Origin of the sequence: Helicobacter pylori SA221C (assembly GCF_000476855.1) — a bacterium.
Lineage (GTDB): Bacteria > Campylobacterota > Campylobacteria > Campylobacterales > Helicobacteraceae > Helicobacter > Helicobacter pylori_DK.
Window position 1 is genome coordinate 1 of sequence record NZ_CBPT010000006.1, and the last position, 21,509, is coordinate 21,509.

19 protein-coding genes and 1 pseudogene are annotated in these 21,509 nt (G+C 38.7%); 8 read left to right on the forward strand and 12 right to left on the reverse strand.

Going from position 1 to position 21,509, the window contains the following annotated elements; genetic code table 11:
• Positions 1 to 350: 350 nt before the first annotated feature.
• Positions 351 to 788: a Panacea domain-containing protein gene (locus QU01_RS04135; RefSeq protein WP_033762503.1), complete on the forward strand. Its 438-nt coding sequence runs from the start codon at positions 351 to 353 to the stop codon at positions 786 to 788.
• Positions 778 to 1,542, forward strand: a complete 765-nt coding sequence (locus QU01_RS04140) for a UbiA prenyltransferase family protein (RefSeq protein WP_033762502.1) — start codon at positions 778 to 780, stop codon at positions 1,540 to 1,542. The genes QU01_RS04135 and QU01_RS04140 overlap by 11 nt, the downstream gene beginning before the upstream one ends.
• 221 nt (positions 1,543 to 1,763) lie before the next feature.
• Here the strand turns inward: QU01_RS04140 and nusA are convergent, their stop codons facing one another.
• From nusA to plsY, 6 genes are all read right to left on the reverse strand, one after another.
• Complete coding sequence (gene nusA, locus QU01_RS04145) at positions 1,764 to 2,951, reverse strand: transcription termination factor NusA (RefSeq protein ID WP_033762500.1); 1,188 nt, start codon at positions 2,949 to 2,951, stop codon at positions 1,764 to 1,766.
• Positions 2,952 to 3,052: 101 nt separating this feature from the next.
• Positions 3,053 to 4,225, reverse strand: a complete 1,173-nt coding sequence (locus QU01_RS04150) for an aminotransferase class V-fold PLP-dependent enzyme (protein ID WP_033762498.1) — start codon at positions 4,223 to 4,225, stop codon at positions 3,053 to 3,055.
• 225 nt (positions 4,226 to 4,450) lie between these two features.
• On the reverse strand, positions 4,451 to 7,090 hold the full coding sequence (locus tag QU01_RS04155) for a TonB-dependent receptor (RefSeq protein ID WP_033762495.1): 2,640 nt from the start codon (positions 7,088 to 7,090) through the stop codon (positions 4,451 to 4,453).
• Between the two features lie 195 nt (positions 7,091 to 7,285).
• Positions 7,286 to 7,585: a hypothetical protein gene (locus tag QU01_RS04160; protein WP_033762493.1), complete on the reverse strand. Its 300-nt coding sequence runs from the start codon at positions 7,583 to 7,585 to the stop codon at positions 7,286 to 7,288.
• Positions 7,569 to 7,922 (reverse strand): dihydroneopterin aldolase, encoded by a 354-nt coding sequence (locus QU01_RS04165; protein ID WP_033762491.1) that lies wholly within the window; start codon positions 7,920 to 7,922, stop codon positions 7,569 to 7,571. The genes QU01_RS04160 and QU01_RS04165 overlap by 17 nt, the downstream gene beginning before the upstream one ends.
• Positions 7,919 to 8,581 (reverse strand): glycerol-3-phosphate 1-O-acyltransferase PlsY, encoded by a 663-nt coding sequence (plsY, locus tag QU01_RS04170; RefSeq protein WP_001875223.1) that lies wholly within the window; start codon positions 8,579 to 8,581, stop codon positions 7,919 to 7,921. The genes QU01_RS04165 and plsY overlap by 4 nt, the downstream gene beginning before the upstream one ends.
• 105 nt (positions 8,582 to 8,686) lie before the next feature.
• Between plsY and ccoG the strand changes: the two genes are divergently transcribed.
• Positions 8,687 to 10,063, forward strand: coding sequence for a cytochrome c oxidase accessory protein CcoG (ccoG, locus tag QU01_RS04175; RefSeq protein WP_033762489.1), 1,377 nt, complete (start codon positions 8,687 to 8,689; stop codon positions 10,061 to 10,063).
• 24 nt (positions 10,064 to 10,087) lie between these two features.
• Here ccoG and QU01_RS04180 read toward each other — a convergent pair whose 3' ends face one another.
• On the reverse strand, positions 10,088 to 11,287 hold the full coding sequence (locus tag QU01_RS04180) for a saccharopine dehydrogenase family protein (RefSeq protein WP_033762488.1): 1,200 nt from the start codon (positions 11,285 to 11,287) through the stop codon (positions 10,088 to 10,090).
• A gap of 85 nt (positions 11,288 to 11,372) precedes the next feature.
• Between QU01_RS04180 and gltS the strand changes: the two genes are divergently transcribed.
• From gltS to QU01_RS04200, 4 genes are read left to right on the forward strand one after another with little or no spacing between them, the layout of a single operon-like run.
• Positions 11,373 to 12,599 carry a sodium/glutamate symporter gene (gene gltS, locus QU01_RS04185; RefSeq protein WP_033762486.1) on the forward strand — a complete coding sequence of 409 codons (1,227 nt, stop codon included), beginning with the start codon at positions 11,373 to 11,375 and terminating at the stop codon, positions 12,597 to 12,599.
• Positions 12,596 to 13,630, forward strand: coding sequence for a bifunctional diaminohydroxyphosphoribosylaminopyrimidine deaminase/5-amino-6-(5-phosphoribosylamino)uracil reductase (locus QU01_RS04190; RefSeq protein ID WP_033762484.1), 1,035 nt, complete (start codon positions 12,596 to 12,598; stop codon positions 13,628 to 13,630). The genes gltS and QU01_RS04190 overlap by 4 nt, the downstream gene beginning before the upstream one ends.
• Positions 13,612 to 14,328, forward strand: coding sequence for a tRNA1(Val) (adenine(37)-N6)-methyltransferase (locus QU01_RS04195; protein ID WP_033762482.1), 717 nt, complete (start codon positions 13,612 to 13,614; stop codon positions 14,326 to 14,328). The genes QU01_RS04190 and QU01_RS04195 overlap by 19 nt, the downstream gene beginning before the upstream one ends.
• A gap of 9 nt (positions 14,329 to 14,337) precedes the next feature.
• Complete coding sequence (locus QU01_RS04200) at positions 14,338 to 16,704, forward strand: heavy metal translocating P-type ATPase (protein ID WP_033762480.1); 2,367 nt, start codon at positions 14,338 to 14,340, stop codon at positions 16,702 to 16,704.
• On the opposite strand, the gene QU01_RS04205 is transcribed toward QU01_RS04200, so the two are convergent.
• Entirely contained in the window at positions 16,701 to 17,138 is a 438-nt protein-coding gene (locus QU01_RS04205) for a CopD family copper resistance protein (RefSeq protein WP_000338876.1), read from the reverse strand. The two genes, QU01_RS04200 and QU01_RS04205, sit on opposite strands and share 4 nt — an antisense overlap.
• A 181-nt stretch (positions 17,139 to 17,319) precedes the next feature.
• On the opposite strand from QU01_RS04205, the gene QU01_RS04210 reads away from it, so the two are divergent.
• Positions 17,320 to 18,483 carry an outer membrane protein gene (locus QU01_RS04210; RefSeq protein ID WP_195742654.1) on the forward strand — a complete coding sequence of 388 codons (1,164 nt, stop codon included), beginning with the start codon at positions 17,320 to 17,322 and terminating at the stop codon, positions 18,481 to 18,483.
• A 137-nt stretch (positions 18,484 to 18,620) separates the two neighbouring features.
• On the opposite strand, the pseudogene QU01_RS08370 reads toward QU01_RS04210, so the two are convergent.
• From QU01_RS08370 to pth, 4 genes and pseudogenes are all read right to left on the reverse strand, one after another.
• Positions 18,621 to 18,731: pseudogene (locus QU01_RS08370) on the reverse strand (restriction endonuclease); the annotation flags it as partial.
• 58 nt (positions 18,732 to 18,789) lie between these two features.
• A complete protein-coding gene (locus QU01_RS04220) occupies positions 18,790 to 19,704 on the reverse strand; it encodes a phospholipase D-like domain-containing protein (protein ID WP_033762476.1) in 915 nt (304 codons plus the stop codon).
• A 114-nt stretch (positions 19,705 to 19,818) separates the two neighbouring features.
• Positions 19,819 to 20,886, reverse strand: coding sequence for an LptF/LptG family permease (locus tag QU01_RS04225; protein ID WP_033762475.1), 1,068 nt, complete (start codon positions 20,884 to 20,886; stop codon positions 19,819 to 19,821).
• 54 nt (positions 20,887 to 20,940) lie between these two features.
• Entirely contained in the window at positions 20,941 to 21,501 is a 561-nt protein-coding gene (gene pth, locus QU01_RS04230) for an aminoacyl-tRNA hydrolase (RefSeq protein ID WP_000173972.1), read from the reverse strand.
• Positions 21,502 to 21,509 lie beyond the last annotated feature (8 nt).

The following is a 21,509-nucleotide window of genomic DNA, read 5'->3' on the forward strand; positions in this document are numbered from 1 at the left end:
TTTTGGCTTTTTGCATATGAAGTATTGAGAGTTGAAAACGAAAATGCACTAAAAAATTGCAATGGTTGGAGTGAATTGTCAAAAAAAAGGGTTTCATTCATCAAAAAAGAATTTCAAAAATAAATTAAAAAGGTTACTAAATTCCCTTAATATGTGAAATAGCTCATTAGTTGAACCATCAATTGATTTTTGCTATTTTGAAAGGCTAAATATCCATTGAAAAAAAACTTGAATTATTTCTCTAGAATTAGCTTTAAGAAATTCAAGAGATTAAAATCATTGAAAAAGAAATGGTTAGAAAAGTTAACAATATTTAGTTAAAATTAGCAAAAACTGACTAGGAGGTATTAATGGTCAATACTTTGGAACTAGCAAAATATATTCTTAAGCATTCAAACAAAGAATTGAGTAACTTAGAATTGCAAAAAACTTTGTATTTCACAGAGCTTGATTATATCAAAAAGTTTGACAAACACCTAGTTTCTGATGATTTTGAAGCTTGGAAATACGGGCCTGTTGCAAGGGAAGTGTATTATGAATACCGCAATTATGGTGCCAATTCCATTGACAAACCCAAAGAAGAAACGCTCTCACAAAATCTTAGAAAAGATGAACTTGAAACCATCAACCACTCCATAGAAAAATGCAGCAAAAAATCCTATTGGGATTTAGTGAAAGAGAGTCATAAAGAAGATGGCGCTTGGCATAAAAGCTTCAAAGAAGATAGAAAAGAAATCATTAGTAAAGATTTGATCAGACAAGAAGCCAAACAAACAAATGGAAACTAAAGAAGAAGATAAAGATAAAAAGCTAGAAGAAATTATTGTATCGCTGTGTGAAAAGGGGGATTTGTCTAGCCAAACAGATCAAATCATCAAAGATCTCAAAGAAATCTATCAAGGAGAATACAGGTATAAATACTCAAAAATTACAACTATTATTTTAAATTCCACAAGGGATAGAGAGCAAGCCTTTATGACGCTCACACAAAATATAAGGACACTCAAAGAGATTCAAGATAACAAAGAAGTTGAAAGCATTAAACCAAAATTAGAAAAGCTTTATGATCACATGAATTTAGAGTGTATCAGACTGCAAGATTTTAATGAGAAAATGAGTAGAGTTAAAGATGTTTCTAATAAGTTGGAAGATGATCTAAATAAAAACTATAAAAAATTAAGCGAAGAATTGAATAAGCAACAAACACAATACATAACAATTTTAGGTATTTTTGCCTCTATTGTTTTAACATTTGTTGCAGGATTGGCGTTTTCCACTTCTGTTTTATCAAATATTGACAAAGCGAACGCCTATCGTTTGGTTTTTGTTATGGCTTTTATAGCTTTATTTTTTGGGAATATTTTGTATCTGCTTTTTTCTTTTTTATCAAAAATATCCTTACCAAAAGAGAAAAAAGATAAACAAGAAAATTTTTGCAAAAAATCTATGTTTCGGTTTAATCTAGTAGTTGCAATTCTGTTTGTGATTGGTTTTTGTGGAGAATTGCATATAATACAAAGATTAGCTTCTAAATATTTTTAATTCAACCCAACCCATTTTTTGCGTCCATTCCAATAAAATTTGATGCAAATTTTTCTTAATTGAGTGTTTTTTGCAATTTTGAAAATCTCAACACTCATTGAAAAACCTAAATTATTTCTTTCAAATTTAGCCTTAAGAAATTCAATCACGCGCTTATTTAACACCGCTCTTAGCTTAAAGTCCTTTTGATTAAGAACTCAATAAGTTTCACAGAAATCATTTCAATTCTTAAACAAAGACTCTAAAGCTTCTACCCCTACTTTTGGCGTTTCTTTTTCGCTTTCATTTTCTGCGTTTTCTTTGACGCTAGGAATGGTTTCAAACTCTATGTGATAGCCTGTAAGCATGGATGCTAGGCACACATTCACTCCGCCTTTACCGATAGCCTTAGATTTTTCAATGTCCAATAAACGCACCTTAGCCTTTTGCAAATGGTTATTGACAATGAAACGCTCTTGAATGGATTCTTTTTCTTCAGCATTCAATTCTTCTATGGGGATTTTTTTAATTTCAACGCTTAAAATTTTGGCTGGAGCGAGCGCGAGAGTGATATAAATTTCAGGCACATTAGAATACTCTATGCAATCAATATTTTCTTTATTCAATTCGTTACTGATCGCATTGATGCGCACGCCCTTAACCCCCACGGCCGCACCTATAGGGTCAATCCTAGCGTTATGGGAAAAAAAGCTCACTTTCGCTCTGTTGCCTGGGATTCGCGCGCAATGGATGATTTCAATTTCTTTATCTTTAATTTCAGGGACTTCCAATTCCAACAAAGCTTCAAGCATTTTAGGGGTGGTGCGGCTCAGCTCTAAGAGTAAGCCTTTTTTCGTGCGTTTGACTTGCGTTAAAACCGCTTTAATGCTATCGCCTATCTTAAAACTCTCGCCCTTGATGCGATGGCGCATGGAAAGAACGCCTTGAAATTGCTGCTCAATCTCAATAAAGGTGTTTTGATTGTGATCCACTAAAATCACTTGCCCCATTAAAACGCTGTTAAGACGCTTTTGAAACGCTTCAAAGTGGCTGTCTTCTAAGGCTTTTTCTAACTGGTATTGCAAATCTTTAAAAAGGCGGTTGATCGCTCCTTGCTTCATGTTCTCCAAACTCAAGCTGTAAGACAATTCGTCTTTAATCTTGACGCTTGGATCCATTTCTTTGGCTTTAGACAAACTGATGTATTTAGAAGGGTCGTTAACCAATCTTTCATCATCATCTTCTAAAACTTCTACCAACTGGATAAGCTGGAGCTGCTTGTTTTCTTCAACCACCAAGTAGCGCGCTAGGGGGTCTAACTCATTTTGCACCATTTTTAACAAACAGCCTTGAATCACTTTTGAAATCATCTCTTTAGGCAAATTTTTTTCATACGCAATGCATTCTATAAGATCACTGATTTTTTCCATTCTTAAGTTCCTTTAAATTGATTTTCTATCGTTTTCTATCATTCTCTAGCGTTTTGTGGGGGATATGGCATGTTTAAAAGAAATTTTATTATAGCGAATTTTTAAGCCTTATTAAGAATTTCTTCTAAAACCAGAGCGATTTTTTCAAAATCTTTTTCATTCAAGCTAAAGACTTCAAAGCACACGAATTCGCATGAAATCCTTGTAATAACGCCTTTTTGGAAAAGCTTTAAATAAAGTTTCTCACTATTTAAAGCACGGGTGTTTTTGGATTGGATTTTCACGCAAAAGGATTCCAATTCCCTACCAAACAAATTCCCTATTTTAGAAAAGCTAGAGGCTATGCTCACGTTCAATTCTAAAGGCTTTAAAAGGGCGTAGAGTTTCAAGGCTTTTTGCAATAACGCGTCTTTAGTTTGGTTTAGTAGCACATGGATTGTGATTTCTTCTTGATGATTGACCCATGCGTTTAGGCTGTGAAAAAGCAAAGTGAGCGTGATTTTATCCGCTCTCAAGGCTCTATAAAGGGGGTGGTTTTTTAACGCTTCAACCCATTCTTTTTGCCCCATAATAATACCGGCTTGAACGCTGTTAAAGGATTTATCTGCGCTAAAGCTTAAAAGCGATGGTTTTAGGGCTAAAACCTCTTCTAAAGCCGTTCTGTTTAACAAATCCACATCCCCTAAATTGTAATAATCTATCAAATCATGCTCTTTAGCCAGAGTTTGCAAATCTTTAAAAGGCGTGTCTTTTTTGAAAGTGGGGTTGTGGGTTTTAAAGAGCATTTTGCTGTTTTCATTCAAGGCTAAGCGGTAATCCCTTAAATAAGCGCGACTGGTATTCCCCACTAAATGCAGCCTAGCCCCACTACTCAATAAAATATCTTTAAGGTTAAAATCCCCCCCCACTAATTCGCCATAAGAAACAACGATTTCTTTTTCTTGCGCTAAAGCGTTGGCGATGAGGAATATCGCACTGGTGTTGTTATTGACAATTAAAATTTCTTCAGTGCCAAAGCACACCTTAAAAAGCTGTTTTAAAGGGGTTAAGCGGTTCTTTTTTTTAGCGGTGTTGAGATCGCATTCTAAATCAATGGGTTGGGTTAAAACTTCTTTTAAATAAGGTTCAATTTTTTCATAAAATTGTGGGCTAAAAAACGATCGCCCATGCTTTTCATCAAAAACGCTCGCGCTCGCATTGATGATTTTTTGATAAGGGCTTTTCAACAGATCCGGGGTTATTAGGAGCGTTTCTTTAGTCGTGATGTTAGCCATGATGAGCGCGTTTGGTTCCTTTTTTGAGAGCTAAAATAAGCGTTATTTTAAACTAAACCCGCTAAATTTTTGATAAAACTACTTTTTTAAAATCCTTAAGAGCGTCTTAATGAGCTTATTGAGCGATCGGAACTTTTTCCATAGAGTTTGGCGGTTTCTATAAGGCTTTTTCATGTTTGTTTCCATGTTTAAAATTCAAAAAGAAATCCTAAGATTTCTTTCATTTTAGAACTGATAGGATACCTCAAAACGCGCGTTAAATCCAGGAGCCGGGAGCGCCATGCGCTTACCTTTTGGGATCATATCGCTCGCTGGAGCGTCCGCACTCGCTTGAAACACAGAAGTTTGATCCACATATTGCTTGTTTAAGATATTATTAAACACGGCTGAAATCCTTAAACCCTGCCATTTTTTAGAAGGCGGAGTCCAGTTGATAAAGATATTATGCACGCCATACCCGGGTTTATGGATTTTGATCAAGCCGTATTGCGGGTAATAGATAGAATAGCCCTCATAATACATGTTAGTTACAAAGCGTGAGAGCCAGGTTAAAGTAAGCCCCCATCTGCGAACATCATAATCGGCTTTTAAGATAAACACATTCCCAGTCGTTGCAGCTAGAGCGTAAGTGTCCGCTAATAAATGCCCCCTAGCCGTTGGCCAAGAGCGAGCCACTGAGAAAGTCCCTAAGAAATTCTTATACCTCACATTCCCTGAAACTTCATAACCATAAATGTTAATGGTTTCGGGTAAATTCCCTGACATGTTTTTTGCGGTCGCGTTACCTCCACCATTTTTAGAAGTGTCTTGCCCATAGCTGTTGATGAAGTTATTGATGACTTGATAGAACGCTGCCCCGCGCACATTGAAATACTTGCTGTTGAAATCCACATTGAATTCCACATTTTGACCGATCGCAGGTCGTAAGTTCCTTTGATAAATCACCGTAGGATCGCGCATCAAAACGCCATCGCCAGGCAAAGCCCCCTTAGTTACATACGCATAGCTCACTTTCAAGCCGATGCTTTCAATGGGGTTATAAAGCACGGTTGCAGAAGGCGAGAAACCAGAAGTTACATGCGTGCGGCCGTTTTTGTCTAGCAAGGTGTAAATATCATAACGAGTTCCCGCACCCACGATCACATTGCTTAAAATATTGTAGTTCGCTTGCATAAACCCTCCGATGATATTACCGATCGCATGCGAATTTTGGGGCATGTTACGATAGAGCGGGTTAGGGGTGTTGAGATTTTGAGGGTATTGAGAGCTTTGATCGGTGTAGTAATGGCGGTAAGGCAAGCCCGGCCCGTTAGGGTCGTTAGGATCAATATTGTTTTTATAATAGCCGTTTTTGCCTTTATCCAGTCCAGAGAAAACGCTCAGGTTTTGATAAATCATGCCGTATTCAAACACATTCCCATAATCTTCGCTAATGGGGTGGGTTACTTTAAAATTAACGCCTGAGTTGATTAAGAAAATCCTTCTGGCTAAAGTGCCCTCAGCGTCCGCATTCCCTAATGTCCAATCGTTCGCACTAGGGTTTTGAGCGTTAGGGGGGGTCATGTCATAATCAGGATTTTTAGGGACAAGCCCATGATAAACATTCGCGCTTGCAGAAAGCATGGTAGCGCTAAGTTGCCCATACCCTGCTTGCACCCCTCCACTAGAATCGCTATCCCCTTGCCAATTAATAGAGTTAGGCGCGCCATAGCCTATTTGATACCCTCCATTAGAAGGCCTGATAGCCCCTTGCGTGCATTGGCTGATATTATCCGGATTATTACACCACTCTTTCACTTCAGGGATATAATCCGGGTTGGCTGGCTCGTTAGAATTGTAAGCGAAAGGATTCACCACAGGGTTATAATTGCCCCCCCTTACCCCTAAAAAGGCGGTGGATTCAACGCGCGGCTGGTTAAAATTAGGGCCGCCTTCATGCTTGTATTTCAAGCTCAAATTGTGGTTGAAGTTAATGGTATGGGCTAATTCTTTCCCAAAGTCAATCACAAAGGGGGCTGGCTGACTTCCTGGGTCGTTGGCTTTGGAGAGGGCTGAAGTGGTGTTAGGCCGTAAAAGCCTTGTAGAATTGTCTCGTGTGAGGTTGTAGCTCACGCTGATGCTATCGGTTTCGTTGATATAGCCATTAATTTTAGCTAAAACGCTATTGACTTCACTCGGAGTCCCTACGCTCATTTCGCTATTGCTTGGATCTTGTAAATCGTAGTTAGGGTGGAAGACATTCCTAAAAGCGTTGTTCCCATCTCTATAGTAAAAAATATTTTGATGGTTGTAATAAGCTAGAATGTCCCAATTCTTCCCACGATAGGCTGCAGTGGCGTTCATGCGGTACCCGAAGTTGGTATAAAAGGCCGCTTCCGCTTTAGCCCCATAAGTTTGATTTTTTCTTAAGAAGTCGTTAGCGTCAATCGTGGTGAAAGACAATTTACCTGCCACCGCGCCAGGGCCTGCTGAAGCGTTTGCTGCTCCCTTAATCACTTCCACTTCTTTAATCATGTTGGGATCGATCACCGTGTTAGCGTCATGGTGGAAAATGTTACCATTTTGAGCGACGCCATCCATCGTTACCCTTAAGAGACGGCTCTCAATCCCCCTAACATAGATTTTTTGCGCCATTAAGCCCCCACTAGCCACATTCACATCCGCTCTAGTCCTAAAAATATCACGGATCTGGTTGCTTTGGCGTTGTTGGAGCTCTTTTCTGTCAATATACATTTTATTGTTGTATTCAAAAGTCCTTTCACCCTTAGTGGTTACCTTACCCAAAGTGTGGGTTTTTTCTTGAGCTTGCAAGCTGCTAGCGACAATACAAGAGACAAACACGATACGAAATTTATTTCTAAGCATTTCTTTTAGCCTTTTTATTTACTTTTTTCTAAAAATTTAGTCAAGTTTTAAACCTAAGGTTATTATTACATTATTCTATTTAATAATACCTTAAATTTGTTTTAGGATTAAGAAAATACCAAGAAAAATGTGATTAAAAAAAGTTTTAGCATTTTATTGAGTGGTTGATTATTGAGCGGTTGAATCAAACGCTATTCATGAAGAAGCGCTGCTCATTCCTCTTAAAAAAGTTTGAGAAGACACATTGATTTCAGCGTTTTGGCGGAAAATATCGCTTGGCTGGTTGCTCTGGCGTTCTTCTAAGTCATGGCGTTTGATAATGATGGTATTCCCCCATTGAAAGGGTCTATAAGCGCGCTTTTTTTTAACGATAAAATGAGGTTCTAAATTTAAAAATTGCGCGTAACTGGGGAAATATAGCGGCTCTAGTAAAGGGTTTATGGGGTGCGCTTTTAAAACAATAAGGAGAAAAAAGAGGCTAAAGATTGCTTTCATAGCAAATTTTCACGCTCGCTCCCACTTGAGAATTGGGAGAAATTTCTAACTTGCTGATTTTCAAATAAAGTTCAGTGATCTCCTTGTAGCGCGTTTTTAAAATTTGGCTTAAATCTTTCAGGGCGTCTTCAATGAGAAGGTATTGTTTTTCTTGCATCATCTTTTGAATAAGCTCTTGGATTTCCATGTAGTCTAAATAAGCCTTGTTGGGTAATTGCGTGTAGAAAAGATCCAAATCCACGCTTATTTTTTGGGGTTTTAAGCGTTCAAATTCTAAAATCCCCAAAATCGTTTCAAACACGAAGTTATGGACATGAACGCCTTGTTTAGTTTTCATAAGACTTTCTTTTCCTTGCCGGCTAATAAATTAAAAATATTGCCCGCATGCTTGATAAGGGTAAAAATAAAAATAAGCACCATAGGCGTTTGCGTGCCGACTTCTTTAAGGATATTGACGCTGTCTGGGATATGCATATAAGGGATAAAAAAGATAAGAACAGTCGCTGTGCCTACCCCTAGAATGCTAGCGAGTGAAGAGATTTTAAGCACCTTACCCACAAAAAACCACACCGTTAAACCGATGAGACTTTCAATAGGGATGAGCAACACCACAGAACCCATGATTGTAGAAACGCCCTTACCTCCATTGAAATTCAAAAAAGGCGAATAACAATGCCCTAAAATGCTAGCGATAGCGACCATCCATTGCAAACTATAATCCAACCCAAACAATTTGCTTAAAAACACCGCGAACATGCCTTTGAAGAGATCCAAGATCAAGACTAATAAGGCCATTTGTTTAGCGTTACTCACGCCCTTACTTTGTAAAGCGCGTAAGACATTCGTCGCGCCAATGCCCCCCGATCCAATCTTAGTAATATCCATGCCGTAAAAGATTTTCATTAACGCATAGCCAAAAGGAATCCCCCCAATCAAATAGCCCAAAAGGGTGAAAATCACATTGATATTGGTTAGGAAATTTAAAACGCTTTCCATAAATACCCTTTCAAATAAAATAGCGATCATTATAACATGTTGCTTTTTAAGTGAAAGCGTTAAGTTGTTAGGGTATAGTGGCTTAAAAATTTTAGGATATTGAGAATGCTTGAATCTTCTAGCCATTTTTTAAAATCGTTTCGCTTGAAGCGTTATATAGGGTTTTTATTGATTTCTTTAGCGCTATTAATCACGCCCTTTGTTCGCATTGATGGGGCGCATTTGTTTTTGATCTCCTTTGAGCATAAGCAACTGCATTTTTTAGGCAAGATCTTTAGCGCTGAAGAATTGCAAGTCATGCCTTTTATGGTTATTTTGCTTTTTATAGGGATTTTTTTCATCACCACTAGCCTTGGGCGCGTGTGGTGCGGTTGGGCTTGCCCGCAAACCTTTTTAAGGGTGCTTTATAGAGATGTGATTGAAACCAAGATTTTCAAACTCCATAAAAAGATCAGCAACAAGCAAGAAAGCCCTAAAAACACCCCAAGCTATAAGATCCGTAAAGTATTGAGCGTTTTATTGTTCGCTCCTGTTGTGGCGGGGCTAATGATGTTGTTTTTCTTTTATTTCATCGCCCCAGAAGACTTTTTTATGTATCTTAAAAACCCTAGCGATCACCCTGTTGCTATGGGTTTTTGGCTTTTTAGCACGGCTGTGGTGCTATTTGATATAGTGGTGGTTGCGGAGCGTTTTTGCATCTATTTATGCCCTTACGCTAGGGTGCAATCGGTGTTGTATGACAATGACACCTTAAACCCCATTTATGATGAAAAGCGCGGCGGGGTGCTTTATAATAATCAGGGCCATCTCTTCCCCTTACCCCCCAAAAAGCGCAACCCAGAAAACGAATGCGTGAATTGTTTGCATTGCGTGCAGGTTTGCCCCACGCATATTGACATCAGGAAGGGCTTGCAATTAGAATGCATCAATTGCTTAGAGTGCGTGGATGCATGCACCATTACCATGGCTAAGTTCAAGCGCCCTTCACTCATCCAATGGTCTTCAACTAACGCCATTAACACGCACCAAAAAGTGCGCCTGGTGCGTTTAAAAACGATCGCTTATTTGGGGGTTATCGCTATTGTGATCGCTCTTTTAGCCATCACTTCGTTTAAAAAAGAACGCATGCTCTTAGACATTAACCGCAACAGCGATCTGTATGAATTGCGATCGAGTGGGTATGTGGATAACGATTACGTGTTTTTATTCCACAACACGGACAACAAAGACCATGAGTTTTATTTCAAAATTTTAAGGCAAAAAGACATTCAAATCAAAAAGCCTTTAAATCCTATCGCCATTAAAGCCGGGCAAAAGATTAAAGCGGTAGTGATTTTAAGAAAACCCCTAAAGAGTAACGCCACAGAATACAAACGCGCTAAAGACGCTTTAATCCCTATTACCATACAAGCTTATAGTGCAGACGATGAGAATATTACGATAGAAAGGGAATCGGTGTTTATTGTGCCAAGTGAAGATTGAAGCCTAAAACTAGCGTTCAATAAACTAGCGCTCAATCACCTCATAAGGCAAGCCTTGTTTGATCAATTCTTCCATGAAGGGATCGGTGTTTAATTCTTCTATGTTAAACACCCCAGCCCTAAAATGATCCACGCTCCAAGTGTCATTGCAAATCATTTTAGCCGCGCACATCGCTGGCACGCCGGTGGTGTAGCTTATGGCTTGCGAACCCACTTCTTCATAGCATTTTTTATGATCGCACACATTGTAAATGTAGAGCGTTTTGTCTTGGTTGTTTTTAATGCCGGTCATGTAGCACCCGATGTTGGTTTTACCGGTGGTGTCTTTGGCTAGAGTGGCCGGATCAGGAAGCAGGGTTTTTAAAAATTGTATCGGCACGATTTTTACGCCTTGATGCTCTATTTCTTTAATGCCTAGCATGCCGACATTTTCCAAGCATTTCATGTGGGTTAAATAATTTTGAGAGAAAGTCATAAAAAATCTCGCCCTCCTTAAGCCCTTAATGTTTTTGACTAACGATTCCAATTCTTCATGGTATAAAAGATACGAATCCATTTCGCCAATCTGCGGGTAAGCCCACACTTGCTTGATTTCTAAAGGCTTGGTTTCAATCCATTTGCCGTTTTCATAATAACGCCCTTTAGAGCTGACTTCTCTCAAATTGATTTCAGGGTTAAAATTCGTCGCAAAAGGGCGTTTGTGATCCCCAGCGTTACAATCTAAAATATCTAAAGTGTGGATAGTGTCAAAATGGTGTTTTTGAGCGTGAGCGACATAAGCGTTAGTCACGCCCGGATCAAACCCAGCCCCTAAAACCCCTAAAATCCCCACTTCTTTATAAGCCTTATCAAACGCCCATTGCTCTTTATATTCAAACTTCGCTAAATCCGGGTGTTCGTAATTGGCGGTATCAATGTAATGCGTTTTAGTTTCTAAACATGCTTGCATGATCGTTAAATCTTGATAGGGTAAAGCCACATTAACAACGACTTTAGGCTTGTGTTTTTGGATTAAAGCGACTAAGGCTTGCGTATCATCAGCATCCACTTGCTCAACGCCAATTTCCCCCAAACCCTTTTTGAGCATGCTTTCTTTAATCGCATAGCATTTGTCTAAGCTCCTGCTCGCTAAAATGATATTTTTAAACACATCTCTGTTCATGCCCATTTTGTGTGCTACCACACTGCCTACGCCACCAGCTCCAATTTGTAATACTGTATGCAAGGAACACCTACTTTCTAACTGATCTCGTTCTTTTAGGGGGGTATTATATTATAATAAGATAAATTTGATTAATAAGGATGCAAGCTTGCAAGAAATTAAGTTGGATATTTATGCCACTTTGGTGTGCATGGTTTTAGTGTTACTCTTGGGGCGTTATGTGATTTCTAAAGTCAAGTTTTTACGAGATTATGATATTCCAGAGCCTGTTGTGGGCGGGGTTTTAGTCGCTTTTTTTATCATGTTAGCGCGTCAGTTTTACCATTTTGGCTTGCAGTTTGATTCTTCTTTAAAAGATCCTTTAATGCTGACTTTTTTTATCACCATTGGTTTGAGCGCGGATTTCAAATCTTTGCAAAAAGGCGGGAAGATGCTTGCGGTTTTTTTGCTGGCTGTGGCGGGGTTTGTGGTGTGTCAAAATGTGGTGGGGGTTTCTATCGCTAGCCTTTTAGGGGTCAATCCTTTAATGGGGCTTTTGGGGGGGTCTATCGCTTTAGTGGGAGGGCATGGCACTAGCGCAGCATGGGCTAATTTTTTCACCCAAGCGCCTTATAATTTTAGCTCCAGCTTGGAAGTGGGCATGGCGTGCGCGACTTTTGGCTTGGTGAGTGGGGGGATTATTGGAGGGCCTGTCGCTAAATATTTGATCTCAAAATACAAACTAGAACCTAAAGACACTAAAGAAAAAGACACTTTAGAGGGCGTAGCGTCTAAAGGCTTTGAAACCCCTAAAGAGCAGCGCCTAATCACCGCATCCAGTTTTGTAGAAACTTTAGCTCTCATTGCGATCGCTTTATTGGTGGGGACTTTTTTATCGCATTTGATGCCTAAAAGCTTCACTTTACCGACTTTTGTGTGGTGCTTGTTTGTAGGGGTTATTTTAAGAAACACCTTGTCGTTTTTTAAAATCCATAGCGTGTTTGACAGAGAGGTTTCAGTCATAGGGAATGTGAGTTTGAGTCTGTTTTTAGCCTACGCTTTAATGAGCGTGAATTTATTGGAATTGTTAAAACTCGCTGTGCCGTTAGCGGTTATTTTGAGCGTTCAAGTGGTGGTTATGATTCTTTATGTGGTGCTTGTAACCTTTAGGATATGCGGGAAGGATTATGATGCGGCGGTGTTGTGCGCGGGGCATTGCGGTTTTGGGCTTGGAGCGACCCCAACGGCTATGGTGAATATGCAAACCATCACCAACCACTACGGGCCATCGCATGTAGCGTTTATCGTCGTGCCTTTAGTGGGAGCGTTTTTTGTGGATATTATCAACGCTTTAGCGATTAAAGGCTTTTTGCTCTTGCCTTTTTTCCCGTCATGAGACTTTATGAGAGTTTATTAGAAATGTGCTTGAATAAGGCATGGGAGTATCAAACCCTAGCCTTAGAAAACCCAAGCGTGGCTTGCATGGTGTTAGATAAAAACCATGAGATCTTGAGTTTAGAAACCCACAAAAAAGCCAAAACCCCGCATGCAGAAGTCTTAGCCGCTAAATCAGCGCTAAAGATTTTACGCCCCCATTTAAAAAACGATTTAGAAAAATTAGAAGACCCTAAAACTTTAAGCGATTTTTTAAAAACACGCCACGATAACGCTTTTACAGACTGCGTTTTTTTAATCACCCTAGAGCCATGCAATTCTTATGGCAAAACCCCGGCATGCAGCGAATTGTTAGAAATTTTAAAGCCTAAAAGGGTGGTCATTGCCACAGAAGAAAACGAAGCTAAAAAAGGGGGTTTAGCAAGGCTACAAAAGGCTTGTATTGAAACAATAATTTGCCACAATTTAGAAAACAAGGCTAAAGACTTGCTCTTGCCTTTTAGGGTAATGGAACAAAAGGGGCGTTTTAATTTGTTCAAACTCGCTTTAAGGATGAATGGGGATTATTACCATGGCAAGATCACCGGGCAAAAAAGCGTTATTTTCACGCACAACCAACGAGCAATATGCGACACTCTCATCATTTCTGGGAAAACCATAAGAACGGATAACCCCTTATTAGACGCTCGCTTTTGCGGCAGCTTTTATCACAATAAAAACCCCAATATCGCTATTTTGTCTAAGCGTTCAATTAACCCCCATTCAAAAGTTTTTTCTGCACCTAATCGTTTGGTTAATATTTTCAACAACCCTAAAGATTTACCCCTAGAGAAAGGGTTTAATTTCATTGAAGGGGGGTGGGGATTGTTTGAGAGCTTGAGGGACAAAATAGATGTATTGCTTTTGCATTCGCATGCATCTATGATTAGTGAAGCGTTTAATACGCTCGCTCTAAAAACCCCTTTTAAGGGGCGGTTGTTGCATGCGCAAATCTTAGAAAATGAAGCCCTTTTATGGATAGAAAACTCTTAAGATTATACCAGCCCTTAAACGCTTATTCTTACAATAGCGATTCGCTTTTTTTATACGATTTTTCACGCCCTTTTATCAAAAATAGCGGTGCGATTTTAGACATAGGCTCAGGGTGTGGGATCTTAGGCTTGCTTTGTGCTAGAGACAACCCGCTAGCGAGCGTTCATTTAGTGGAAAAGGATAGCAAAATGGCGTTTTGCTCCCAAAAAAACGCCCTTAAATTCTCTAACGCTCAAGTGTTTGAGGGCGATTTTTTAGATTTCAACCCTCCGATTTTGTATGATGTGATTGTGTGCAACCCTCCTTTTTACGCTTTAGGCTCTATCAAATCCAAAATTAAAGGGCATGCGAGGCACCAGAGCGAATTAGACTTCGCTTCTTTGGTGGCTAAAGTGAAAAAATGCTTAAAACCTAAAGGGTATTTTATTTTTTGCTATGAAGCCTTGTCGCTTTGCTTGGTCATAGAGAGCTTAAAAAGCGTTAAGCTCACGCTAGAGGCTTTAAGGTTTGTCCAAAGTTTTAAAGACAAAAACGCCCATTTGATGCTTGGAGCGGCTAGGAATAATTCCAAAAGCGCTCTAAAAGTTTTACCCCCTTTAATCACGCACCATTCCAAAAACCAAAGCGACAACACCAAAGAAGTTTTAAGCATCTATCAAATTTGTAACACTTATTCTATCAAAGCGCTTTTAGATTAAGGATTAAAAATGAAATGTTCGCATTGCCAATTAGAGCTTAAAGAAAGCGAGCTTTTTAAAGAGACTATCAACCATAAAGAATTGCATTTTTGTTGCACAGGGTGTGCTAGGGTGTATGCGTTATTGTTGGATTTGAATTTAGAGAGCTTTTATGACAAATTAAACGATTCCACTTTAGCCCCTGTAACGCCCCAAGATTCAATGAGCGCTTTGGAATTAGAACAGGCCCTTGAAGAAAACAATAAAAGCGATTTTATCCTCAATCTTTTGCTGGAAAAAACGCATTGTAACGCTTGCTTGTGGCTCAATCAAAAGGTTTTAGAGCGTTTAAAGGGGGTTAAAAAAGTGAGCGTGAATTTCACCACCCACCATTTACAAATCGTGTTTGACAAGTCCTTAGACCCTAAAGAGATCGTTCAAAAAATTGAAAGTTTGGGCTATGGGGCTAAAATCTATAACGCAAAAAATTACGCTCTGAAAGCCCAAAAAGAGCAACGCTCCTACTTGCTCACTTTAAGCGTGGGGTTTTTTGCTACCATGAATTTGATGTTTATTGCTATTGCCAAATACGCTAGTTATGGTAGCGCAAGTTATGGCGGTGCGAATTATGGCACTGGCATGGATAAACTCATGCAAAGGAATTTGGATCTCGTATCGCTCTTTTTAAGCTTGTTGGTGCTAGTGGTGGTGGGGCGTTTTTTCATTAAGGGGGCGTTTTATGGGCTAAAAAATGGCGTTTTGGGCATGGATTTGAGCGTATCTTTTGGGGCGTTATCGGCGTTTGTTTATTCTATTTATGCCATGTTGGTGTCTCAAGAAACTTATTTTGAAGCGAGCAGCACGATTTTAACGCTGGTTTTTGGCTCTAAGTTTTTGGAATTAAAAGCCAGGCTGTTTGCGAATGAAAAATGCCTGGCCCTAGAATCGCATGAAATCCATAGCGTGATTGTTGTAGAAAATGGCAAGCAAACAGAAAAACACCCTAAAGATGTGGCGATAGGCTCTGTTGTTTGGGTGCCAAGCGGGGCTAAAATCGCACTAGATGGCGTGCTTTTAAATAACGCTAGCGTGGATGCATCTTTGATCAGCGGGGAGTTTAAACCTTTGGAATTGGAGGTTAATGATCCAATTTTAGGGGGTTATGTGAATGTGGGCGTGCCTTTTAGCTATCAAGTGAGCGCTACTTTTCAAAACTCACGCCTTTCTAGTTTGTTAGAAACTTTAAAAAAGAGTTTTTTAGAAAAGCCCTTAATTGAGAGCAGCGCGAATAAAATTGCGGATATTTTTTCTAAAGCGGTGTTGTTTTTAGCCTTTGTAAGCTTTTTATTATGGCAATTTGGTTTGGGGGGTAATTTTGAAAAAGCCTTAATGGTGTGTATTAGCGTGTTAGTCATCAGCTGCCCTTGCGCGTTCGCTTTAGCTACGCCCATTGCGTTAGTGATAGGGGTGTTTAAAAACCCTTTGATCGTGTTTAAAGAAGCGTTGTTTTTAGAAACTCTGGCTAAAGTGAAAAAAATCTTTATAGACAAAACCGGCACCCTCACGCAAAAAGAAGTCCTTTTAAAAGAAAAAATCATTTATGAAGGATTTGATGAAAGGCTTTTGAAGAGCCTTTTAAAAGTGAGAGAGCATTTAGCCCATAATGCGATTCTTAAAACATTAGATAGCGATGAGGTTAATTTAGAAAAGATAGAGTTTTTCGCTCATGGCCTAAAAGCGAATTATCAAAATGAAACCCTACTAGTGGGGAGCTTGAAATTTTTAAACGCTATGGGGGTTAATATAAAGGCTAAAGAGAGCGCTAATATCATGGTAGGCTTTGCGAAAAATAAGACTTTATGCATGTTATTCATTTTAGAAGAGCGTTTGAAAGCTAACGCTAAAGAAGTCATTCAGGCTTTACAAAATCAAGGTTTAGAATTAGAAATTTTAAGCGGGGATAATGAAAGCTCGGTTAAGGAGTGCGCGAAAAAATTAGGGATTTCTAAATATCATGCCCATTTGACCCCTGAAGATAAGGCTCAAATCGTCAGCTCTTATAAGGGCGTGTGCGCGATGATAGGCGATGGCAATAATGACGCGCTAGCCTTAAAACAAGCGAGCGTTTCTTTAGGGTTTGAAAAAAGCGCTTTGAGTAAAAGCGCATGCGATATTTTGCTTTTAGAAGAGGATTTGAGTTTGTTAGAAAAAGCGTTTCATAACGCTCAAAAAGTCTATCAAGTGGTGTTGCAAAACATTGTTTTGAGCTTGATTTATAACGCTATTTTAATCCCAGTCGCTATGCTAGGATACATCAACCCTTTAATAGCGAGTTTGAGCATGAGCGCTAGCTCTCTCTTAGTGGTTTTAAACTCTTTGAGGTTGAAACGCTCTTAAACAAACCACATCGTTTTGGCTAAAATGGCGATTAAAAAGCCAAAAGTTAGAGCGATAGGGTGGATATATTTGCCAATAGGGTTTTTCTTGCCCAAAAACTTACACGATAAAGAAAAAAGCACCAAAAGAAAAATGCTTAATGCTAAGATCACTTTAAGCATGAGTATCTTTTGAAAAGGGGTTTCACACCAACCTTTATCGCCCCCCATGTATTGACTAAGCATCATGCCCCCTGTTAAAACAAGCCCTAAAACGCATAAGGGCATGATTTTGATCGCTCTTTGAGTGATTCCTGTATTCGCTTTATTGGCAAACTCTTCGCCAAACATTTTCTTCACATTAGGGAAAATTACCCCATCAAAAAACAAGTAGCCAATAAAAATAATGGCGCACAATAAATGAACAACCAACACATAAGGATAAATCGCATCCATTTAAAATCCTTTATTCATGGGAAAATTAAAGAGTTTCTAATCTACTATAAAAGGATTTTATTGTCAAGTATCCCACTATTATGGGAATTTTAGGGGTGGTTTTTGTTTGACTTTTAAGATTGCAATTAGCTATAATAAAATAATTAAAAAAGTAATACTTAAGCGGAGACCCTAGAGAGTGATGCTCAATTTTATGACAAAGAAGAAAAATAGAATGCAAGATTGCAAAATGGTTGGTAAAAATTTTAATCGTAAGGAATCTGTTTTGATAGCTCAATCTTTAGATATTTCTAAAAAAGGCTCGGTAATTTTAGGCGCTCTTTTGAGTTCGTTATGGCTGACAAACCCCTTAAATGCCCATGAAAAGAATGGCGCGTTTGTGGGGATTAGCTTGGAAGTGGGTAGGGCTGATCAAAAGACAAACGCTTATAAAAACGGCGAGTTGTTTCAAGTGCCTTTTGGCGATGTTTCAGCCAATGATAATGGCAAAGTTCCTGACGGGCAGACCGGTGGCTGTCAGCCAGCTTCAGGGACGCCAGGAACGCCAGGCTATACTAAAGCTAATTGCGTGGTCAATTGGACTTCTCGCACCATGCTTAGCACCAATAAAAACATTCCTGGCCGTAACCAGCCGATGTATGGGCTAGGCGTGATGACAGGCTATAAGCATTTTGTCGGTAAAAAAAGGTGGTTTGGGTTGCGCTATTATGGCTTTTTTGATTATGGGCATACCAATTTCTCTAACTCCAGAGCCGCTAACGCTATATCGCCTTTTTATTTGAGCGATCAAAAAGCGGACATGTATACTTATGGTTTTGGCACAGACATGCTTTTTAATATTATAGATAAGCCTAAAGCCACGGCCGGGTTTTTTCTAGGCGTGAATTTTGCGGGTAACACTTGGACCAATAATCGTGTGGGGTATTTTAAGGACGGGTATGTTTATGGCGTCAATACCGACGCTGACGCTTACATGACTAACGCTGATGGCACGATCACTTGCGGGGACACGACGCCGGCGAGTTGCAATGTGGGGATTAACCCTAATAGCGTCTATACCACAGGAAAATTAAACGCTAAAGTGAATCACACGATTTTCCAATTTTTAGTGAATGTGGGCGTTAGGACTAATATTTTTGAACACCATGGCATTGAGTTTGGCATCAAAATCCCCACGCTCCCTAATCACTTTTTTAAAGGCTCTACTACTATAAGAGCGAAAAAACAAGGCCCGCTAGAGAATGGCCAACCAACCACTATCACCGGAGCAGAAACCAATTTCAGCTTAACCCAAACCTTACGCCGTCAGTATTCTATGTATTTGCGTTATGTTTATACTTTTTAAGTTTGGTAGGGTTTTTAGGCAAGGCTTATAGCTTAGATTTGAAAGCTTGATTTGTCAAGCTTTAGGGTTGTCATTGAGTTGCAATAACTCTATGCTATTTTCTACTTTTTTGATAAATCTATCATTACCACTAATGAGTCCTTATGCTGTTGTGGGGATATTTCTATAATGCGCTCTAATTCTTCATCGCTAAAGATATATTCATTGGAGTCAAATTTTTCTTTCAATTCTTTATTTTGATTGATAGAGATAGTCTCGCAAAGAGTTTAATTAGGCTAGACTGAGTAATGTCTAAAATAAATACCTTTAGCGTCCTTTATACGAACGCCCTTTTGGTGTTAGCGCATAAAAACCTTTTTGCAATCTCTCAAAGAGTCCTAAACCTTGTTTTGAATGGCTATCTTTTTGATGGTGGTTGAGTTCGCCCCTAATGCTATTTTTAAAAGTATCGCTTTTGTATTTGTATCCCCACTCTTCTTTTTTTATTCTCTCTTCTAATGCCTGATAAATATCTTGTAATGCTACTTGTTTAACGCCTTTTTCCTCACAGGCAAAAATAAATTCTACTATCATTGCCTTGATAGAGGGGATAGTTCCAGGAAGCAATTTTTCTTGTTTTTCAATCTTTTTAATCTTTTCTTGAATGATTTTATCTTTTGAGATTTTTTGTTCATTTTTAATAATGGCGCTAAAAACTTCATCATAGTTTTCTAAATACTCTTCATTAGGAGTGAACAGACTATCTGCATATTTTATAGAATTATAAATAGCGTTTAACTGCGTGTAATATAAGGGTTTCTTTTCTGTAAAAATGGTATTGACTTCAAAATTATTCTCCAACCCTCCTTTGGTTAAATTAGCACTACCTATAATGGAAGTTTTTTCTTTTCCGTTGTCAAACATATAAATTTTAGGGTGGAAGACAATATCTGTTTTGTTATTTTCTTTGTCGCCGTAGCAATAAAATCTTAATTTTTTATAAGTTTTATTTAAGTCTAGCAAAAATCGTATGGATTTTGAGTCGGTTGTTTTAAAATCAAGTCCTACAATAATCTCAAATTCTGCCCCCTTTTCTAAAGAATTAATCAAGGCATCTTGAATCACTTCAACCCCACTGTATTTTAAAAAAGCAACTGCAATGTGAGTGTTTAAAGAATTCCTCAGCCCTTCGGTAATCACTTTGGGATAATTGAGATTAGATAGGATTTGAACAGAACTCACCAAAAACCTTAACAATTTTTTAGGTTATTTTATAAGTCTTAGGTTAATGTTGCATTGCAGGTCTTTTAATTTAGATCTCTAATGAGAGCTTGAGTTGCTATAGGTTTATAAATCCTACAATCTCTTATTAAGCTTTTTAAAATACCAAAGACTGAGGGCTAAGAATACGAAAAAGGGCGATAGAACGCCTATTTCAGGAACGAGTATCCCTGAAATGCTGAACTTCCCTAAAGCAAAGAATAGCCCCCAAACAACGAGCGTGATAATGATAAACTTTAGCCCTAAAAGAGCCAGGTTTTCATAGCGGGCGAGACTGGGCGAAAAATAAGCGATTAAAACGCTTAAAAACGGCACAAAAAAGGGCAAAATCGCAAACACATACAAAAACGAGCGCACTTTTTTCGTGTCGGCGTTTTGGCGCACTAAAGCATGCAAAGACAAAAGAGCGTCTGTGATAGAAACCGCAGGCTTGTTTTGATAAATGGTGTCTAAAACTTTAGGGCGGAAATTTTTGAGCGTTTTAAAGGTTTCTAAACGCGTGGTGTTTAAGGCGTTGTTGCCCAGTTCAAAACTCAAGGGCATCTCATAGATAGTAGTGTCATGCAAAATCCAATACTTGTCTTCAAAAAAAGCTTCTTTAGCTTCAGCATAAGATTCCAAAGTCTTATCTTTTAGGCGAAAAACCTTGATATTTTGGGCTTTTTGCAATAAGGGATTAATCTTATCAAAATACACGTAATCGTCGTTATATTTCACTAACAAATGCTCTGAGACGCTCAAAGAATTGTCTTTATAGATTAAATTTTGCGTTTTTTCTTCCATATACACAAAAGGAGTCGCGTTCAACCCCACATAAACAGCCGTGAAAAACAGGCTAATCAAAAAAATAGGGCTTAAAATCTGGCATTTGGAAAAGCCAATGGAGAGCAGGGCGGTGTATTGGTTGGATTTAATGAATGCGATATAAAATAAAACCATCGCTAAAAGCAAGGAAATGGGCAAGGTGTAATTGAGGGCGAATAGGATGTCATAGGTGAAAAATAAAATAATCATGTTCGCAGAATCGGGCATTTTATCGGCGTATTTTAGGCTGTCAATGCCTACAAAAAACAATTCCAAAGCCAAAAGCACGATTAAAAAGTATTTGAAATAATACCATCCAACAAATCTAAACAAACGCACTTTAAACCCTTATTCAAACCACGATAAAAACTTGAAATTTTTGATAGAGCGCATTTAACTTTCTATTTTTAAAGGTTTTTTAAGCGTGAAACGATTTTGCATGGCGTTAAAATCATGGCTTTCTATAAAAAATTTTAAGGCGTTTTTGGCATGTTCAAACACAGCGTTTTTTAAAGGCTCTTCGTTTTTGTGGAATTTTGAAAGCACATGCTCAATCACACCGATCCCTTTAGAAATCCCCACCCTCAAGCGGTAATAAGAATTAGAACACAATAAATCAATGGATTTTAGGCCGTTATGCCCTCCATTCCCCCCACCCTTTTTAAACCTCACAACGCCTAAAGGCAAATCCAAGTCGTCATGGACAATTAAAAGCTCTTTGGGTTTGTAAAAATTTTTAGCGCTTAAAACGCTCTCGCCGCTTAAATTCATGTAAGTTTGGGGCTTGAGTAAGATAAAATCCTTATAAACGCACAAACAAGCGTTGTGTTTGGGAGAAAAAGTGAAAGAAAGATCCAATTCGCTAACGAGCGAATCTAAAATATCAAAACCAGCGTTGTGTCTGGTGTGAGCGTAACGCAAAGTAGGGTTGCCTAAACCCACTAAAAGCGTCATCACCTAAA

Bases quoted from the DNA above. Each gene is read 5' to 3' on its own strand.
- QU01_RS04135 (WP_033762503.1), top strand. From the start codon at position 351: ATGGTCAATACTTTGGAACTAGCAAAATATATTCTTAAGCATTCAAAC.
- QU01_RS04140 (WP_033762502.1), top strand. From the start codon at position 778: ATGGAAACTAAAGAAGAAGATAAAGATAAAAAGCTAGAAGAAATTATT.
- nusA (WP_033762500.1), bottom strand. From the start codon at position 2,951: ATGGAAAAAATCAGTGATCTTATAGAATGCATTGCGTATGAAAAAAAT.
- QU01_RS04150 (WP_033762498.1), bottom strand. From the start codon at position 4,225: ATGGCTAACATCACGACTAAAGAAACGCTCCTAATAACCCCGGATCTG.
- QU01_RS04155 (WP_033762495.1), bottom strand. From the start codon at position 7,090: ATGCTTAGAAATAAATTTCGTATCGTGTTTGTCTCTTGTATTGTCGCT.
- QU01_RS04160 (WP_033762493.1), bottom strand. From the start codon at position 7,585: ATGAAAGCAATCTTTAGCCTCTTTTTTCTCCTTATTGTTTTAAAAGCG.
- QU01_RS04165 (WP_033762491.1), bottom strand. From the start codon at position 7,922: ATGAAAACTAAACAAGGCGTTCATGTCCATAACTTCGTGTTTGAAACG.
- plsY (WP_001875223.1), bottom strand. From the start codon at position 8,581: ATGGAAAGCGTTTTAAATTTCCTAACCAATATCAATGTGATTTTCACC.
- ccoG (WP_033762489.1), top strand. From the start codon at position 8,687: ATGCTTGAATCTTCTAGCCATTTTTTAAAATCGTTTCGCTTGAAGCGT.
- QU01_RS04190 (WP_033762484.1), top strand. From the start codon at position 12,596: ATGAGACTTTATGAGAGTTTATTAGAAATGTGCTTGAATAAGGCATGG.
- QU01_RS04195 (WP_033762482.1), top strand. From the start codon at position 13,612: ATGGATAGAAAACTCTTAAGATTATACCAGCCCTTAAACGCTTATTCT.
- QU01_RS04200 (WP_033762480.1), top strand. From the start codon at position 14,338: ATGAAATGTTCGCATTGCCAATTAGAGCTTAAAGAAAGCGAGCTTTTT.
- QU01_RS04205 (WP_000338876.1), bottom strand. From the start codon at position 17,138: ATGGATGCGATTTATCCTTATGTGTTGGTTGTTCATTTATTGTGCGCC.
- QU01_RS04210 (WP_195742654.1), top strand. From the start codon at position 17,320: ATGCTCAATTTTATGACAAAGAAGAAAAATAGAATGCAAGATTGCAAA.
- pth (WP_000173972.1), bottom strand. From the start codon at position 21,501: ATGACGCTTTTAGTGGGTTTAGGCAACCCTACTTTGCGTTACGCTCAC.